This is a genomic window from Pseudomonas sp. MDT1-85, assembly GCF_054898065.1.
The window spans coordinates 3,909,494-3,924,828 of sequence record NZ_CM142715.1 but is presented as its reverse complement, the minus strand read 5'-3'; the positions used below and the strand labels follow the sequence as shown (position 1 = coordinate 3,924,828).

The following is a 15,335-nucleotide window of genomic DNA, read 5'->3' as shown; positions in this document are numbered from 1 at the left end:
ATGGGTCGAATAGCGACGGTCTAGCATCGACCGTCACTATGGGTGGTCATACTTCCGTCTGTTCCGCCATTTCAAGGGCATCATCGACCTCGATTCCCAGGTATCTGACGGTGCTTTCAAGCTTCGTATGACCAAGCAGAAGCTGGATAGCTCTCAGGTTCTTCGTCCTGCGATAGATCAGCGATGCCTTGGTTCTCCGTAGCGTGTGAGTACCGTACATGGTTGAGTCAAGTCCAATGGCGGTCACCCACGTTTTGACTATTCGAGCGTATTGTCTGGTGGATAAGTGGTCTGAGTCGTGCAGCCGGGTCGGAAACAAGAAGTCCTCACTGCGCAGGTGGGCCTGTCGCATCCAAGCCTCCAGAACCGTTCGGGTGTGCTCAGTGATTTCAAATTGCACTAGGTGCTGCCAGATCCCGTGTCTTCTCCGCAAGCTGGAGTCTGACCCGAATGGCCCAGATATCTCTGACTCGAAGCGGGGCTTTCTGCCCGACAAGCTTTCCCTTGTTCCAAGGCTGATGGCTGTTTGTAGCAATAGTGTTCATGGCTCGTCCTCCACGTTGAGGGAGGACAAGGGTGTATCAGTCACAAATGAGTGGAGGTCGCTATCCGACCCAAAGCAGCCCGTCAGTAGTCTTAGAGGTTCTTTCCTTTGACCAGTTCATCTGCCCACCCCGGCTGCCGCTCGAATTCCTCGAACAGCTCGAAAATTGTCGACTTGACCTTCTGCACGGCATTGCTCTCTACAACCGTGTCATGCCAGCACAGCGAAAGATCCCGCTTGAACAGTCGATGATCGATCCTGGCCAGCTTGAGCCTGTGTTGCACAAGCTCAACATGGGCCGCGGCCCACGGCAGGATCGTGACACCGAGCTGCGCCTTGACGGCTGAGAACAACAGGTCGGTGGAATTGGCTTCGAATTCAACCTCGCATTTCAGGCCGGCCTCCTGCAGTGCAAATTCGACCCGACTGCGAATGGTGTTCGGAGCACAGGGCAGCACCAGCGGCATCTTCGCCAATGCCTCAATCGACACCGGTTCATCCGATAATGAAAATTCCGGCCACGCCACCAAGTACAGCGTTTCGGTTAACAGCCGCCGGAAAGCCATGCCCCGGGTTTCGACCGCATCGACATTCACCGCCAGTGCCACTCGCCCTACCGTGATCAGACGTCCGAGTTCGGCGCTCGGAGAATCGATCAATTCCAACTTGATGCCCGGATAACGGCTGCGAATCGTGCGCGCGAGCGGAATTGCCAGCATACGCGCCGTACTCGACGGCATACCGACCGAGACTTTGCCTTGCGGGAATTCGGCGTCCTGGCGCAGCAGTTCGTGGGTGCCGTCGGCCTGGCGCAGCAGTTCGATGGCATGCCGATAAAGCGTTTGCCCAGCCGCCGTGGGAACAACGCCATGCACGCTGCGCTCGAGCAGTTGCATGCCCATGTCCTGTTCCAGGTTGCGCATCTGCTGGCTGATGGCTGGCTGCGCGATATGCAGCGTTTCACTGGCGCGGGTGATGTTCCCGCACTCGACCACCTTGATGAAATACCGCAACTGGCGCAGGTCCATGTGTACCCTCCCAAGCCATATGATTTTCCGATGAGTGCAGAGGAATATCATATTTGAGGGATATGAGATACGGCGCCTAGACTCGTCTCACAACACGAAGCGCTAACGGTCGTCAAAGGCAAGTAGCGCTTCAAAGGCCTTGGCGCAATGGCCCGTATTCAACCCTTCAATGGAGAGTCCTATGCAAGCTTTGCAAGGCGTGAAAATCGTCGACCTGAGTCGCGCACTGTCGGGGCCGTTCTGCACCATGGTGCTGGCAGACCTCGGTGCCGATGTGATCAAGATCGAGCCCGGTCCGACTGGCGATATGAGCCGCACCTGGGGTCCCTTCGACCGGGGCGTGAGCACCTACTATTTATCGTGTAACCGCAACAAGCGCGGCGTGTGCATTGACTTGCGCAATCCCGAAGGGTTGACCACCATCCAGCAGCTGATCGATGACGCCGACGTCGTCATCGAGAACTTCAAGCCTGGCACGCTGGAAAGCATGGGCCTCGGTTATGAGGTGCTCAGCGCCCGTAATCCGCGACTGGTAATGGGCAGCATTAACGCCTTTGGCGCCGACGGGCCGATGAGCAGTTGGCCGGGCTTCGACCAGATCGCCCAAGGCTACTCGGGGCTGATGAGCCTGACCGGTTTCGTCGATGGCGACCCGACACGCACCGGCACTGCCATCGGCGATTTGACTTCGGGCATGTGGTTGGTGACAGCGGTGCTGGCCGCGCTGCTCGAGCGCGAGCGCACCGGGCGCGGCCAACATGTCAGCACGTCGCTGCTGGGCAGTCTGGTCGGGTTGCTGAGTGTGCACGGCCAACGCTATCTCAGCCTGGGGGATGTGCCGCGCCGCACCGGCAACGCCCATTCGGTGATTGCACCTTACGGCGTGTTCCAGACAAAGGATGGCCCGCTCAATCTGGCGCCGATCACCTCGGCCATGTGGGGGCGTTTGTGCGTACTGCTCGGTTTGCCCGAGCTGCCGGACGATCCGCGCTTCGCCACCAATGAAGCGAGGGTCGAACGTCGTGACGAATTGAAAGAGATTCTGGAAAGTCGTTTGAAAACCCGCAGCAAACGCGAGTGGACCTCGCTGTTCGTCGACGCAGGATTACCCGCCGGCCCGATCAACACACTCGATGAGGTCTTCGACGACCCGCAGGTGCTGCACAGCCAACTGACCGAGACACTCACGCACCCGACACTTGGTGCACTGCGGCAGGTAGTGACCCCGGTGTTCTGCGCCACTGACAGCGTTGTCAGCCGCCCACCGCCACTGCTTGGCGAACACACCGTCGAAGTATTGCGCGAAGCCGGTTTCGACGCTGCATCAATCAACGCACTGCTCGCCGCTAAAATAGTGTTCCAGAACTCCGATGACATGACCGGCGCGCAATCGACAGGAGCCGCACGATGAATCCAGCCTCTTCCACAACCGTGACCGTCAACCGGGTCGATGAACGCATCGCGAGGCTGGTCTTCAGCAACCCCACACACCGCAATGCACTCAGCGCGCAACTGCTGACGGCGCTCGACGAAAGTCTCGTCGCCCTGGCGTCACAACGCATCCCGGTGGTGATCCTCGGCAGCGAAGTCGGCCAATCCGTGTGGAGTGCCGGCCACGATATCCGCGAACTGCAACACGACCGCGACCCGATTGCCTATGGCAAACCGCTCGAACAGGTATTGCGCCGCATCCGCGCCTATCCCGGCGTGGTGATTGCCCTGGTGTCCGGCTCGGTGTGGGGCGGCGCGGTGGATCTGGTAATGAGCTGCGACATGGTCGTCGCGGACTGCAGCGCAAGCTTTGCCATGACTCCAGTGAACATTGGATTGCCGTACACCACCAGTGGATTGCTGCGCTTCTTCAACAATTTGCCGATTCATGTGTTGAAGGAGATGTTTTTCACTGCACAGAAGCTCGATGCGGAGCGGGCGGAACGGTTTGGTCTGGTCAACCGACTGGTCGACACTGATGTGCTGGAAGCGACCGCGCTGGAACTGGCACACGGCATCGCCAGCAAAGCACCGCTGGCCGTTGCGGCGGTCAAGGAACAGCTGCGTATCCTCGAAGACCTGCAACCGATTCCGGTGCAGGCGATGGAGCAGATTGCCGAACTGCGCCGACAAGCCTGCGAAAGTGCTGACTTTGACGAAGGACTGGCAGCCTTTGCCGAGCGCCGGCCAGCAGCATTTAATGGCAATTAGCACGACAGATTTGAAAGCTTCTGTGTTTGTACGACCGACTTCGCAGGCAAGGCACGCTTCCTCGTTTCGGCGCACGTCCGGCCCGACGTGAATCGGTTGCTAAACATCCCGAAAAAAAATAACAACAAGGACGGTACCTGCGGGACCGTCCGAATGCGGGGAGTCAGATTGAAATGGATAATGAAATTCTGTCAATTTTAGTGTTAGTGGTCATTTTCGGCATCGCTAGCGTGTTGCCCATCAACATGGGCGCGCTGGCGTTCGCAGCGGCCTTTATCGTCGGTTCGGTGATAATGGACATGACACCGGCGACCATCTTCGCCGGCTTTCCCAGTGACCTGTTCCTGACGTTGGTCGGTGTCACCTATTTGTTCGGTATCGCCCAGAACAACGGCACCATCGACTGGCTGATCGAACGGGCAGTGTTGATGGTGCGTGGCCATGTCGCCTGGATACCCTGGGTGATGTTCGTGGTGGCGGCGCTGCTCACCGGTTTCGGTGCGCTGAGCCCTGCGGTGGCAGCGATCCTCGCGCCTATTGCTCTCAACTTCGCCGTGCAGTACCGCATCAACCCGGTGCTCATGGGACTGATGGTGATTCACGGCGCTCAAGGCGGCAGTTTCTCCCCTGTGAGTATTTTCGGTGGCATAACCAATCAGATCGTTGCGTCCTCCGGGCTGCCTTATGCACCGTTCACTCTGTTCATCGCCAGCCTGCTGTTCAACCTGGGGATTGCCATGGTGGTATTCGTAGTCTTCGGTGGTTTACGTAGCGCTCGCCTGTCATTGGTGGCGGTCCCGCCCGGTCTCGAGTTGCATGCTGCTGGTGCATCGCTGGCCATTCTTGGCCACGGCGGTACGCCGGCGTCCCCTGCTTATCATCGTACTGACCTGACGGGTGCCGGTGCGCCGCTACAGACCCTCAGCGGCCTGGACGGGGCCAAGCTGTCGACGCTGGTCGGGCTGTTGGCCCTGACGATCTCGGCATTAGTGTTCAAGTTCAATATCGGGTTGGTGGCCATGACGGTCGCGGTAGTCCTGGCCATGTTCGCGCCTAAGGCGCAGAAAGCGGCCATTGACAAGGTCAGTTGGTCGACTGTTCTGCTGATCACCGGGATCATCACTTACATCGGAGTGATGCAGACCATCGGTACCATCGACTATGTCGCCCATGGCATCTCCGGCTTGGGTGAACCGCTGCTGGTCGCTTTGCTGCTGTGCTTCACTGCCGCAATTATCTCGTCCTTCGCTTCGTCTACGGCGTTGCTAGGGGTGATCATTCCCCTGGCCGTGCCATTCTTGAGCCAGGGCCACATCAGTGCGGTCGGCGTGGTCGCGGCTATCGCCATTTCCACCACTATCGTCGACACCAGCCCGTTCTCCACCAATGGTGCGCTGGTGGTTGCCAATACACCCCCGCAGGAGCGAGAAAAAGTGTTGCGCAGCCTGCTGATCTACAGCGCGGTGGTTGCCCTGGTGGGACCCTGTGTTGCCTGGTTGACCCTGGTGGTGCCCGGGGTGCTCTGAGCTATCGGGTCAGGCCCTGATCAGCCTGATGGAAGGGTCGGTTAGCGACCACCACACACTGTGACTGATCCACCCTTGTCCTCCCTCAACCTGGAGGACATGCCATGAACACTATTGCTAAATATCGCCATCAGCCTTGGAACAAGGGAAAGCTTGTAGGGCAGAAAGCCCCGCTCCGAGTCAGAGATATCTGGGCCATCCGGGTCAGACTCCAGCTCGCGGAGAAGACACGGGATCTGGCTCTCTTCAACTTGGCCATCGACAGCAAACTGCGTGCCTGTGACTTAACCAAGCTGCGAGTACGAGACATTGCGCATGGGGAGCATGTGTCGTCACGGGCCATCGTGATGCAGCAGAAAACTCAGCATCCTGTGCAGTTTGAAATTACTCAGCAAACACGAACGGTTCTGGAGGCTTGGATGCATCAGGCCCATCTTCGCAGTGAGGACTTTCTGTTCCCGACCCGGTTGCATGGCTCAGATCATCTCTCCACCAGGCAATACGCTCGAATAGTCAAAGCATGGGTAACAGCCATTGGCCTTGACCCGACCATGTACGGTACTCACACGCTACGGCGAACCAAGGCATCGTTGATCTATCGCAGGACAAAGAACTTGAGAGCAGTCCAACTCTTGCTTGGTCATACGAAGCTCGAAAGCACTGTCAGGTACTTGGGCATCGAGGTCGACGATGCTCTGTAAATGGCAGAGCAGACAGAAGTCTGACCATCCACTGCGACGGTCTAGGCCAGACCGTCGCTATCCGACCCAAAGCTGACATTGTCCTCAGTCAACTCCAAGTCTTCTCTCGATCCAGGCGGTTTTGGGTATTCAGCGGCGCCACGATCCCTCGGGCAATTCGACCTGCCGATGGGCCGCAGCCAAGGCAACCTTCAGCCCCTCTTTATCCAGCGGTTTGCAGTAGGCGGGTTTAGCCCGTTCGAATCGCCAGCTTTCATCGAGGCTGCCCGCATCTGCCGCGTCGAATCCAATCTCGTCCAGCAACGTGATCACCAGCGCTTTCGCCGCTGGATCATCCGCCGCGATCGGCAGTGCGCGTCGGTCGGGCGCTGCTTTCGGGCGCGCGTCCTGCACCAGATCCTGGGCGAGGATTGCATTGAACACCTTGACCACGCTGGAGTGGGGCAGATGCTCGGCGAGCAGGCGGCTGGTGGTGGTTTCGAATCGGTCGAGAGCGGCAATGTGACCGTCGCGTTCCGGGTAGTAATTGTTGGCATCCAGCACGGTTTTGCCCTCTAGCCACTTGGCCGGCACGCTTCGGTAATGCTCAAGAGGAATTGCCACGAGTACAACTTCGCCAAATTGTGCTGCGTCCTCGATAGTGCCGACCTGACTGCCAGGAATGCCACTGAGCACGCTGCTCATGGTCTGTGGCCCACGTGAATTGCTGAGCATCGCCTCGTGTCCCGCCGCGATGACCAATTGCGCCACTGCACGTCCGATGAAGCCTGCCCCAATAATGCCGATACGCATGTCCTTGCTCCGCTGGTTGGTAAGAAGAAACTATGATGATTGCCAACCAACGGCAGATAAATAATCATCGGCTACTTAGTCTCGTTACCAGGAGTATTGAATGATGGATCGCCTGACGAGCATGGGGGCGTTTGTGATGGCGGCGGAATCCGGCTCCTATGCCAGCGCCGCCGAGCGATTGGGCCTATCGCCGCAGATGGTGGCCAAGCATGTTTCCGCTCTTGAGCAGCGGCTAGGTGCGCGACTACTGAACCGAACCACCCGACGCCAGAGCCTGACTGAGTTGGGCAGCGCTTACTACGAACGCTGTAAGCACATTCTGAGCGAGGCTCAGGCTGCCGACTCCCTTGTGCAGATCATGAACGACACCCCGCGCGGCAAACTGAGAATCAGCGCTCCCGTAACGTTCGGCTCCTATAGCCTTATGCCCTTTGTGACGGAGTTTTTGCGTCAACACCCGGAGGTCGAAATCGATCTGCATTTGACCGATCGCTTCGTCGATCTGGTGGAGGAGGGTTATGAAGTGACTTTCAGGATTGGCCCATTGACCGCGTCCAGTTTGACCGCTAGGCCGTTGGCGCCTTATCGGTTGGTAGCCTGTGCGGCACCGAGCTATCTGACCGACCGCGGAGTGCCGCAAATACCGGATGATCTGAAGAACCATGAGTGTCTGGGGTATGCCTATTGGTCCCGGCCGGCCGACCGCGAATGGGTATTCTGCAAAGGCTCCGCAGTTGAACGGGTACAAGTCGTCAGTCGATTGCAGGTCAATGAGAGCAAAGCACTGCTGTCGGCAGCACTGGACGGGTTCGGGATTGTCCTTGGACCCGATGACTTTCTTGAGCCCGCGTTGCGCAACGGCGAGTTAGTTCGACTGTTAGCTGATTACGAAGCACCGAGCCGACAAATGCATTTGCTCTACACGGCCAATCGTCAGAGAACAGCCAAACTCCGACGATTTATCGATGCTGCGCTCGCCCGCTTTGGTGCTCCTTGAGCAGGGTTTTGAGTTGTCTCAGCCGCATTTACCTGTGATTGATCTCGGTCGCACGCTACTGCTTCATTGACTGTCCGCTACTGGCCGATTGCTGCCTTTCGCGACAGACAACTATGGGCTATGTCTACTAACGTGGGGGGATTCGCAGGAAACAGTGATCTATCGCTTCCTGCGATTATCTTGGGGATACCTGGTTCGGGACTACCCTAAAGCTATGCGGGTCGTCGATCAATGATGACAATTGTTCGCCCTGCGTCCGTGCCTGGAGCGCCCAATGCCGCCCATCACCACGCGCCTGGTGGCGCTGTTGGTTCTTTGCCTGCCGCTTGAAGTGCCAGCCCAGACCAACGCCTGCCCAGCTGGCGAGAAACAAGTGTGCCTGGACGGCTGCATCTGCCTGCCAGACGTAGGACCGCTGCTCGGCCCCCTGCCTCAAGGCATCTACCAGATCGCGGCACCTGCGCTGGCGCTGTGGCTGACCCAAGCCCGCGCTCAAGCAGCCACCGCCGGCATCCAATCCATTCCGCCGCACATCCGCGAGCAACTGCTGCGCTGGTACGACCCCAGCGTCCTCGATACCGCGCGCTACAAAGTGAGCGACAACGGCCAATTCAACGCAGCCACTGCCATGCTGCAAAACCCCGATGTGGGTGCCGTGACGCTGGTCGACATCATCCTCTTCCGGGACGCTCAAACAGCAGAACAGAACATCGCGCTCTGGGCTCACGAGTTAAAGCACGTGCAGCAGTATCAGGAATGGGGGGTAGAAGGATTTGCCCAGCGGTATACACAAGATTTCAATGCTGTGGAGGCACCGGCTTATGCCATACAGGCTGAGGTCAGACGGTGGGTGCGCGAAGGACTTACTGAAGAGTAGCGACGATGCCTGTCGTTGGGGGGGCTATCTTATTGGTACCCCCTGACTGCCGGCCCATCTTGTCGTTTGATCACCGGCTGGCCGAATAACGCCCGGTCCGGGTGCTCACACAGACATTGCCTCCAGTTGCGGCTTCAAATCTGCGCAGTATCTGCACGCTGTGTTCCGAGCGGTGCAGTGATCGTTGGGCCGAGTCATCGCTCTGGTCGCAGAAATTTGAAATGCACGGCGTTACTCGACAAAATCGCGCCCCGATCCGGCCAAAGGTTTCGGACACTCGTGGTGAAAAGGAACTGCAGTTGAACGAACAGACATTGTCCATGCGCCTGGAGCGCGTGGCGGCGCATGTGCCAGCAGGTGCGCGCCTGGCCGATATCGGCTCGGATCACGGCTACCTGCCGGTGGCGTTGATGCGCCGTGGCGCGATCGCGGTTGCGGTGGCCGGCGAGGTGGCATTGACGCCGTTCCGCTCGGCCGAACGCACCGTGCGCGAGAACGGCCTGGACAAGCGGATCACCGTGCGCCGGGCCAATGGCCTGGCGGCGATCGAGCCGGGAGACGGGATCACGGCGATCAGTATCTGTGGCATGGGCGGCGAGACGATCCGCGACATCCTCGACAGCGGCAAGGCGCACCTGAGCGGCCAAGAGCGATTGATCCTGCAGCCCAACGGCGGCGAGCAGCCACTGCGCCAATGGCTAATGGAAAATGGCTACCGCATCCTCTGCGAGGAGCTGCTGCGGGAAAATCGCTTCTACTACGAGATCATCGTCGCCGAGCGCGCCGGGCCGGTGCTGTACACCGCCGAGGAACTGTACTTCGGCCCGCTGCAAATGCAGGCACGCAGCCCGGCGTTCCTGGTCAAGTGGCAGCGCATTCTGCGCCACAAGCAGCAGACCTTGACCAGCTTTGCCCAAGCGCGGCAGGCCGTGCCCGAGGAGAAAGTGCAAGACGTTGTCCGGCAGGTTCGGTGGATCACCGAACTGTTGGCTTGAGCGCACGGGAGCGGAGCGAACGATGAACCGTTTGTCAGGCGTACAAGCCATACCCTGCCGCGATGATCAGCGGCGAAACCAGTAGCGTTGCCCAGAACCCCGATTTTGGAACAGCAATGACGCAAATGATCGAGATCATCAGCACATAGATGCCAACAATTTTAAGTAGCGCGAGATCACCCACTGCTACGGCGTGAATCGCTGTATGCCCTGCGAGCATAAAAAGCGGCCCCAGCAGGGTAAACCAGAGGGCAGTACGCCGATCTTCGTGCGCTCTGAACTGGTCAACGAAGCCAGAGTCTACAGCGGCGGCGAATGCTGTTTTGAACTTGATAATACCGAATGGAATATGGAAGGCGCCCAAGGCGAACAGCGTCCATGCGACGATGTTTGACATATTTCATAGGCTCCGTAACGGTAAGGTTGGATGAGTATCTAGCGTTTGGAGCAGTCTTTAGCCGGTCCCGAGCGAGCGGCTTGAACCGCATGTTAGGCTGCGCCACCGACGGCACGCCAGCCGCATTTGCCGAGGAACCTGCACAAATCTTCTAAACGTCCTTTTCCATTGCGCGGTAATTTAGTCGTCCGCACAGATAAACGCTGAACCATTACCGATGGAGCCTTCCGTGGACAGACGCAACTGGATTGAGTTGTCCCAGGACGCCGATACCGGGATTGAATCGATTCGTGCCCACTTTCAGGCGCATGCCTACGATCCGCACTGGCTTGAGCGTGAGTTGCACGCGTTGTTCGAGCACGCGCCGACCAACAGCCAGCCGGGTTTTGCCGACACCCTGAGCCAGGATCCGCGCCTGGCCACTGCCATTTTTCAAGCCTTCCACGCGCTCCATGAGGGCGACTTGCGCATTGTGCGCCAGAGCGCTATCGACACCTTGTTGGGCGCGCTCACTTGTCATCTTGATTGGCGCAAGCGTCAGGCCTTTGATCCGCGCCTGCCGTGGGTGGCCCAGGTTGCGCGTGACTATTTGCATGCTCATGTCTACGAAGACATCGGCCTGGATGATCTGGCCCAAGCGTGTGGGGTTGATCGCTTTCGTCTGACGCGGGCGTTCAAGGCAGCCTTTGGGCTGGCGCCTCATGCTTATTTGATTGCTCGGCGTGGGCAGTGCCCGGGCGTTTGGTTCGCCGCAGGCATTCAAACGCATGAACACTGCACTGGCTTTCTTGCTGCTGGTGTCGGCCTGGTTGACCGTGCTGGTGTAGGTCGTTGACTGGGCAGAGCGCTTTAATCAGCAGCTGGACCCCGTATGGCTTCAAGAGGGCGCCTGTATGGACTGGCGCATCCATGCGCCAAACGACCAGTTTTAGCGCTTGATCAGGGAAATCTTGGTTCCCTCGATGCTGATCCCGGCCATTAACCCCTGCTGGTCGAAAATGAACGCATAGGCATCGTCCTTTATCGTCGTGCTAGACAGATTCTTCGCCACCCCTTCATCAACCATTACAACGGTGGGTCCTACGCCGATTTCCCAACCCTTGGTTTGACGTATGTAGTCCACGGCTTTGTCGGTCATCAGGAAAACCGCATAGCCATACGACTGGGCGCCTGCTTGCAGCCCCCAGGACCCGGTTACGGAGTTGTAATAATTCTCTACTTTCTTGTCCTTCAACAACACCCCTTCACCATAGCTGCCGCCAAACACAAGGCCCGCCTTGATGATTTTCGGGAAGATAAGAATCGCTTTGGCGTTATGCGAAATGCTTTCAGCAAATGGCGTCGACTTGTAGAGAGTTTGCAACGCTTGCCGAGAGTCGACATCCAGATCCTCGGCGGTTGCCGCACCCGCAGTGTTCAAGAAGCTGGCCGATGCCAGTGTCGCAAGGACGATCGATAGAAAGAACCGCATTGACTGAGTCATGTTAGTACTCCGATACGGGAGCATTGGATGTGAGCAGCAGTCAGCACTTGCCCCTCGGCAGCATCCGAGCCTGCTGAAATTATCCGGCGCACCCCTAAAGTATGTGAGCCACTGACTTCGCCGTTGAATGAGCCCTTGGATCATTGGCGACGTCATCACCTGCTTTGACCTCTTTGTATCAGCCGGGTTCGTCGTCAGAAACTGCAATGGCCAACTGTAAAAAAAACGGACACCTGACAAGGTGCCCTTTTTCAATCATCTAAATCGAAAGGCCAAACCGATATTCTTGCTCTATCCCTTCTTGCCGGGATATAGGTTCGATCAGGAAGCCACACCGTTCGAGTACTTTTGCCGAGCCGATATTTTCAGCGTATACGTTGGCAACCAGTTGTTTAAGGTTCCAATGCAACTGCGCCTCCTGGATCAAATGCCTCACCGCCTGCGTTGCCAGTCCCCGTCCGCAAGCGCATTGAGCAATCCGATAGCCAACTTCTGCCGACCGCTCGGACATGTCGATGCCTTTCAGGTTCGCTCGCCCAACTATTTTTCCGTCAACATCTTCTAGGACAAATGGGTGCCAGATTCCGGCGGCAAAATCAGATAAATAAGCTGCAATGTGGTCGGTGACGCCCTGCAGCGAGTAAAAAGCAGCATCGCGCGCATCTATGAAACGCTCGAACCACTCGCGATTGGCCAATTCAAATGTCAGCAACGCCTCGGCGTCAGTACTTTGTAGGGTACGAATTCTGACGGACTTCATAAGGTCGCTTCCCTTTCTTGTAGAACTACTTGGTCGTTGTGCGGTGGATCAGGTTACGGATTGATGAGCCGCCCAGTGTTTCATCTCTTCGGTAATGAAGTGGTTCACCAGATCGCTGTACATCTTCTCGATTGCATCCGGGCTCAAGCCCTCGGCCTCGGCCCACGCGCGACGTGTCGCCAACATCGCCTTGAAACGCTCCGGCGCACGCACCGAAGTCGCTGAAGTCTTGAACTTCGAGGCAGCCTGCACATAGTGAAAACGCTTGCCCAACAGCTTGATAACGGCCTGATCCAGGGCATCGATTTCGCGCCGGATATCCTCCATGCCTGCACACTCTGCGGGTTGCAACTGATTGATGACTTCCATGTAAGTGACTCCGTTTGCGGAAAAAAAGTGGGCCGTCGGAAGAGGTATGAGTGGTTAACCTTATTGATATTCCCTGACTACCACTTCAGAGATCTTTCGATCTGCATCGTACCTCACTGTTATTCTCTTGCTGAAGTTCCATACGACAATTACCCAAAAAAAGGATATGGCCTCTGCAAGTCAACAGTAAAACCGGGCGACGTCGGAATGCCTGGCCCAACCAGATTTGTGAATTCCGATAGTGCCTCAAATACCTGGAATCAGCTCTCAGAGGAAACGATTGAGTCGTGACTGGATTCAGCAGCCAGTTTCAATCGGTCGGCTTTACTAATGTATTTAGACTTGCTTGGCGGTGCCAATTTGGCGCTGGCCTTTTTAGCGTGAGCCTTTAATAACTGCTTTATTTTTTTACGACGATTCATGTTTTCTACTCGGCTTGTAAGTTCTTGAATGATGGCAGAGGTTTTCGCACAAAAATTAGGTAGTGAGATAGGGCTCCACTGCGTTTTCGAGCAAGCCCACCAGCTCAGGATCCATGTAGCGAAAGTCGTCGGGATATCCTAAGGGTGAATCTGTCCAACAGTTGGCGAGTGGTGGGGGCAGCCGCCGCGGTGATACGAGTTGGGAGCATGGTAAGCGTGAATCGGGGCAATGGCTAATTGTTGAGTTCCTGATACCAGCAGCGCCCACTTCTGGTCGCTGCCGAAAGCATTATCGGGAAGAAGCCTCCTTCGCTGAGCCACCTTGAGGCGGCAAGCCTGACCTTGGTTGGCGGGACAGCGTGGGAAGCACTGATCGTGCGTGCGGCGCTCTGAGTAGGGGAGCGTTCTGGTACACGGCGGAGCGGGAGGAGTCGGTCATGTGACGATCCACTGGCAAAAGCCATGGGAGCAAGGTGTTCACGACCGTGCGCGAAGCAAACTTTGAGTTCGCGCGAAGTTTGGGTGCCGACGTGATCATCGACAATGAAAAGGAGGATTATGTCGACGCCATCATGCGGGAAACGGGTAGCCGCGGAGTCGATGTTGCGGCTGCTGTTGGCCGATAACTCCCCTTCACCAAGGGCAGCTATCGGCCAGAAGCAGACATTCGCCTGCCAATTTTATGTCCTGCTCTGGATTTTGCTGTGACTTCCCTATATTAGCTATCATTCAAATAAGTTTGCTCGCAGTAGCTATCCAGACTTAAAACGCATGGATAGCACGCTAATTAAAAGCTGATTAACTTCTTTTTACTTCCTATTTACCATTCGTCGTCATGCAGAGAGAAAATTCGACTTTTTCGAAAGCGGGTGACTCCCACTAATACAGCCATCAAGGCAATGGATACATTTTCTGATCGATTGGCGATTGCTGATAGGAGATAGTAATGAACTACGAAGATCGCGATACCTATGGCATGTACAAAACCAACATCCTGCGAGATGCCGACTCCGATGAACAAGGGCCTGGCCCCGATCTGATGGGGGCAGACACACTCATTGGAAATGATGTTTATAACCATAATGAAGAGGATTTGGGAGATATCAAGGAAATCATGCTGGATGTCCGCAGCGGTAGAGTGAGTTATGCGGTTCTATCTTTTGGTGGCTTTCTTAACATGGGAGAAAAACTGTTTGCGGTACCCTGGAATGCATTGACACTCGATACAGTAAATAAGCGCTTCGTGTTAAACGTAGACAAAGAACGTTTGGAACATGCACCTGGTTTTGACAAGGATAATTGGCCTAATATGGCCGACGAGTCCTGGGCAACAGAAATCCATTCTTTCTATGGAACCAAACCATTCGATTACGATACTGTTCGGAGATAAAGTATCGACAAAAGCTAACTGTCCATATCCGAAACGAAGCGTGATGCGCGCCAAGCAAACAACGACATATCAAGATTGGTCGTTGGGGGGCCAAACCCTTAGGCGCGCATTGCCCCCAAAAGCCAAATTGCAAAGTTCCGACTTTGGTCCGCATCCCCCTCGTAGAACGGCCCAAAGTAGCCAGACACTGCCACGAATATCAAATTAAATGCCCCGATAGCCAAGGCAACAATCAACGTGACGAACAATGCCCCTTTAATAATTTTCATATGACCTTCCAAAATCATATTCCCTTCGACTCGTGGTAGTCGGAGAAACTGCCCTCAATGGAAAACCCCAACTGAATACGAGGGTAACTCAGCCAGTCGGTTAGCCTACGCCCGTTCCACAGGTCGATATGATCGCCGCTGCGATTGCCAATGGTCTCGTTTCCTCGGCGCCAGAAGTCCTTGAAAAAAATGATGCCTTGCTGCCCTTCAAGGTCATCCTCGAAGTCTTTCGGCTTTAGCTTTTTGACGGCATGCAGGCCGGGAATTTTGGTTTGGCTTAACGCCTGCGCCATTTCTTCTGCCGCCAAAACATGTCCTTCGCTCTTGGGGCGCTGCCAGCAGTGGCGGAAACTCTTGAGCTTGTCGAGATCGGCACCGGCCCAACGTAGTGCCACGCCGAGGTTGATAGCACACTGATCACTGAAATTCTTGGCGCCGTTGGTCCTGCACGGAGCTGCGTCTCCAAATATTTCTGGGTGGCTTCTCCATAATTTCTCGAATGTGAACATCCGGCCTTCTCCCTGTGGCCCTTTAACCCTGATGGCTAGCCTAGCAGAAGGTCCATATTTGCGAAGAGAAGTAT

At 56.3% G+C, this 15,335-nt stretch carries 18 protein-coding genes and 2 pseudogenes; 10 read left to right on the top strand and 10 right to left on the bottom strand.

All coding sequences use genetic code 11. The features are described 5' to 3' along the window. Positions 1–46: 46 nt before the first annotated feature. A pseudogene (locus ACYZT2_RS17735) lies at positions 47–545 on the bottom strand (tyrosine-type recombinase/integrase). Positions 546–636: 91 nt separating this feature from the next. Further along, a complete protein-coding gene (locus ACYZT2_RS17730) occupies positions 637–1,572 on the bottom strand; it encodes a LysR substrate-binding domain-containing protein (RefSeq protein ID WP_461966035.1) in 936 nt (311 codons plus the stop codon). A 181-nt stretch (positions 1,573–1,753) separates the two neighbouring features. On the opposite strand from ACYZT2_RS17730, the gene ACYZT2_RS17725 reads away from it, so the two are divergent. From ACYZT2_RS17725 to ACYZT2_RS17710, 4 genes are all read left to right on the top strand, one after another. Continuing rightward, entirely contained in the window at positions 1,754–2,983 is a 1,230-nt protein-coding gene (locus tag ACYZT2_RS17725) for a CaiB/BaiF CoA transferase family protein (RefSeq protein WP_461966033.1), read from the top strand. After that, the gene (gene scpB, locus ACYZT2_RS17720; protein ID WP_461966031.1) at positions 2,980–3,774 is read left to right on the top strand and encodes a methylmalonyl-CoA decarboxylase; all 795 of its coding nucleotides are present in this window, start codon (positions 2,980–2,982) and stop codon (positions 3,772–3,774) included. The genes ACYZT2_RS17725 and scpB overlap by 4 nt, the downstream gene beginning before the upstream one ends. A gap of 173 nt (positions 3,775–3,947) precedes the next feature. Beyond that, positions 3,948–5,300, top strand: a complete 1,353-nt coding sequence (locus ACYZT2_RS17715) for an SLC13 family permease (protein WP_461966029.1) — start codon at positions 3,948–3,950, stop codon at positions 5,298–5,300. Positions 5,301–5,404: 104 nt separating this feature from the next. Beyond that, positions 5,405–6,001 carry a tyrosine-type recombinase/integrase gene (locus ACYZT2_RS17710; RefSeq protein WP_461966027.1) on the top strand — a complete coding sequence of 199 codons (597 nt, stop codon included), beginning with the start codon at positions 5,405–5,407 and terminating at the stop codon, positions 5,999–6,001. A 129-nt stretch (positions 6,002–6,130) separates the two neighbouring features. Here the strand turns inward: ACYZT2_RS17710 and ACYZT2_RS17705 are convergent, their stop codons facing one another. Further along, a complete protein-coding gene (locus ACYZT2_RS17705; RefSeq protein WP_461966025.1) occupies positions 6,131–6,793 on the bottom strand; it encodes an NADPH-dependent F420 reductase in 663 nt (220 codons plus the stop codon). Between the two features lie 100 nt (positions 6,794–6,893). On the opposite strand from ACYZT2_RS17705, the gene ACYZT2_RS17700 reads away from it, so the two are divergent. The 3 genes from ACYZT2_RS17700 to ACYZT2_RS17690 all read left to right on the top strand — a co-directional run bounded on the left by ACYZT2_RS17700 (position 6,894) and on the right by ACYZT2_RS17690 (position 9,662). Further along, positions 6,894–7,790: a LysR family transcriptional regulator gene (locus ACYZT2_RS17700; protein WP_461966023.1), complete on the top strand. Its 897-nt coding sequence runs from the start codon at positions 6,894–6,896 to the stop codon at positions 7,788–7,790. Positions 7,791–8,064: 274 nt separating this feature from the next. Further along, a complete protein-coding gene (locus tag ACYZT2_RS17695) occupies positions 8,065–8,667 on the top strand; it encodes an eCIS core domain-containing protein (RefSeq protein WP_461966021.1) in 603 nt (200 codons plus the stop codon). A gap of 299 nt (positions 8,668–8,966) precedes the next feature. After that, positions 8,967–9,662 carry a tRNA (adenine(22)-N(1))-methyltransferase gene (locus ACYZT2_RS17690; RefSeq protein ID WP_461973156.1) on the top strand — a complete coding sequence of 232 codons (696 nt, stop codon included), beginning with the start codon at positions 8,967–8,969 and terminating at the stop codon, positions 9,660–9,662. Positions 9,663–9,696: 34 nt separating this feature from the next. Here ACYZT2_RS17690 and ACYZT2_RS17685 read toward each other — a convergent pair whose 3' ends face one another. Next, complete coding sequence (locus ACYZT2_RS17685; protein WP_305506286.1) at positions 9,697–10,059, bottom strand: DUF6463 family protein; 363 nt, start codon at positions 10,057–10,059, stop codon at positions 9,697–9,699. Between the two features lie 229 nt (positions 10,060–10,288). On the opposite strand from ACYZT2_RS17685, the gene ACYZT2_RS17680 reads away from it, so the two are divergent. Further along, complete coding sequence (locus ACYZT2_RS17680) at positions 10,289–10,894, top strand: AraC family transcriptional regulator (protein WP_461966019.1); 606 nt, start codon at positions 10,289–10,291, stop codon at positions 10,892–10,894. Between the two features lie 93 nt (positions 10,895–10,987). On the opposite strand, the gene ACYZT2_RS17675 is transcribed toward ACYZT2_RS17680, so the two are convergent. From ACYZT2_RS17675 to ACYZT2_RS17660, 4 genes are all read right to left on the bottom strand, one after another. Further along, positions 10,988–11,542 carry a lipid-binding SYLF domain-containing protein gene (locus ACYZT2_RS17675; protein ID WP_461966017.1) on the bottom strand — a complete coding sequence of 185 codons (555 nt, stop codon included), beginning with the start codon at positions 11,540–11,542 and terminating at the stop codon, positions 10,988–10,990. Positions 11,543–11,801: 259 nt separating this feature from the next. Further along, a complete protein-coding gene (locus tag ACYZT2_RS17670) occupies positions 11,802–12,302 on the bottom strand; it encodes a GNAT family N-acetyltransferase (RefSeq protein WP_461966015.1) in 501 nt (166 codons plus the stop codon). 48 nt (positions 12,303–12,350) lie between these two features. Next, entirely contained in the window at positions 12,351–12,671 is a 321-nt protein-coding gene (locus tag ACYZT2_RS17665; RefSeq protein WP_461966013.1) for an isochorismate lyase, read from the bottom strand. A gap of 260 nt (positions 12,672–12,931) precedes the next feature. Further along, complete coding sequence (locus ACYZT2_RS17660; RefSeq protein WP_461966011.1) at positions 12,932–13,093, bottom strand: DUF2986 domain-containing protein; 162 nt, start codon at positions 13,091–13,093, stop codon at positions 12,932–12,934. Positions 13,094–13,366: 273 nt separating this feature from the next. Between ACYZT2_RS17660 and ACYZT2_RS17655 the strand changes: the two are divergent. Both ACYZT2_RS17655 and ACYZT2_RS17650 read left to right on the top strand, forming a co-directional pair. Further along, a pseudogene (locus ACYZT2_RS17655) lies at positions 13,367–13,698 on the top strand (zinc-binding dehydrogenase); the annotation flags it as partial. 341 nt (positions 13,699–14,039) lie between these two features. Continuing rightward, a complete protein-coding gene (locus ACYZT2_RS17650) occupies positions 14,040–14,483 on the top strand; it encodes a PRC-barrel domain-containing protein (protein WP_461966009.1) in 444 nt (147 codons plus the stop codon). Positions 14,484–14,581: 98 nt separating this feature from the next. On the opposite strand, the gene ACYZT2_RS17645 is transcribed toward ACYZT2_RS17650, so the two are convergent. Continuing rightward, positions 14,582–14,752 carry a hypothetical protein gene (locus ACYZT2_RS17645; protein WP_461973314.1) on the bottom strand — a complete coding sequence of 57 codons (171 nt, stop codon included), beginning with the start codon at positions 14,750–14,752 and terminating at the stop codon, positions 14,582–14,584. 14 nt (positions 14,753–14,766) lie between these two features. Next, complete coding sequence (locus ACYZT2_RS17640) at positions 14,767–15,261, bottom strand: T6SS effector amidase Tae4 family protein (protein ID WP_461966007.1); 495 nt, start codon at positions 15,259–15,261, stop codon at positions 14,767–14,769. Positions 15,262–15,335: the final 74 nt, after the last annotated feature.

What these genes read in the sequence shown, in the direction of transcription:
- ACYZT2_RS17700 (WP_461966023.1), top strand. Translation starts at nt 6,894, where the DNA reads ATGATGGATCGCCTGACGAGCATGGGGGCGTTTGTGATGGCGGCGGAA.
- ACYZT2_RS17705 (WP_461966025.1), bottom strand. Translation starts at nt 6,793, where the DNA reads ATGCGTATCGGCATTATTGGGGCAGGCTTCATCGGACGTGCAGTGGCG.
- ACYZT2_RS17710 (WP_461966027.1), top strand. Translation starts at nt 5,405, where the DNA reads ATGAACACTATTGCTAAATATCGCCATCAGCCTTGGAACAAGGGAAAG.
- ACYZT2_RS17650 (WP_461966009.1), top strand. Translation starts at nt 14,040, where the DNA reads ATGAACTACGAAGATCGCGATACCTATGGCATGTACAAAACCAACATC.
- ACYZT2_RS17665 (WP_461966013.1), bottom strand. Translation starts at nt 12,671, where the DNA reads ATGGAAGTCATCAATCAGTTGCAACCCGCAGAGTGTGCAGGCATGGAG.
- ACYZT2_RS17660 (WP_461966011.1), bottom strand. Translation starts at nt 13,093, where the DNA reads ATGAATCGTCGTAAAAAAATAAAGCAGTTATTAAAGGCTCACGCTAAA.
- ACYZT2_RS17715 (WP_461966029.1), top strand. Translation starts at nt 3,948, where the DNA reads ATGGATAATGAAATTCTGTCAATTTTAGTGTTAGTGGTCATTTTCGGC.
- ACYZT2_RS17645 (WP_461973314.1), bottom strand. Translation starts at nt 14,752, where the DNA reads ATGAAAATTATTAAAGGGGCATTGTTCGTCACGTTGATTGTTGCCTTG.
- ACYZT2_RS17695 (WP_461966021.1), top strand. Translation starts at nt 8,065, where the DNA reads ATGCCGCCCATCACCACGCGCCTGGTGGCGCTGTTGGTTCTTTGCCTG.
- ACYZT2_RS17685 (WP_305506286.1), bottom strand. Translation starts at nt 10,059, where the DNA reads ATGTCAAACATCGTCGCATGGACGCTGTTCGCCTTGGGCGCCTTCCAT.
- ACYZT2_RS17670 (WP_461966015.1), bottom strand. Translation starts at nt 12,302, where the DNA reads ATGAAGTCCGTCAGAATTCGTACCCTACAAAGTACTGACGCCGAGGCG.
- ACYZT2_RS17730 (WP_461966035.1), bottom strand. Translation starts at nt 1,572, where the DNA reads ATGGACCTGCGCCAGTTGCGGTATTTCATCAAGGTGGTCGAGTGCGGG.
- scpB (WP_461966031.1), top strand. Translation starts at nt 2,980, where the DNA reads ATGAATCCAGCCTCTTCCACAACCGTGACCGTCAACCGGGTCGATGAA.
- ACYZT2_RS17640 (WP_461966007.1), bottom strand. Translation starts at nt 15,261, where the DNA reads ATGTTCACATTCGAGAAATTATGGAGAAGCCACCCAGAAATATTTGGA.
- ACYZT2_RS17675 (WP_461966017.1), bottom strand. Translation starts at nt 11,542, where the DNA reads ATGACTCAGTCAATGCGGTTCTTTCTATCGATCGTCCTTGCGACACTG.
- ACYZT2_RS17725 (WP_461966033.1), top strand. Translation starts at nt 1,754, where the DNA reads ATGCAAGCTTTGCAAGGCGTGAAAATCGTCGACCTGAGTCGCGCACTG.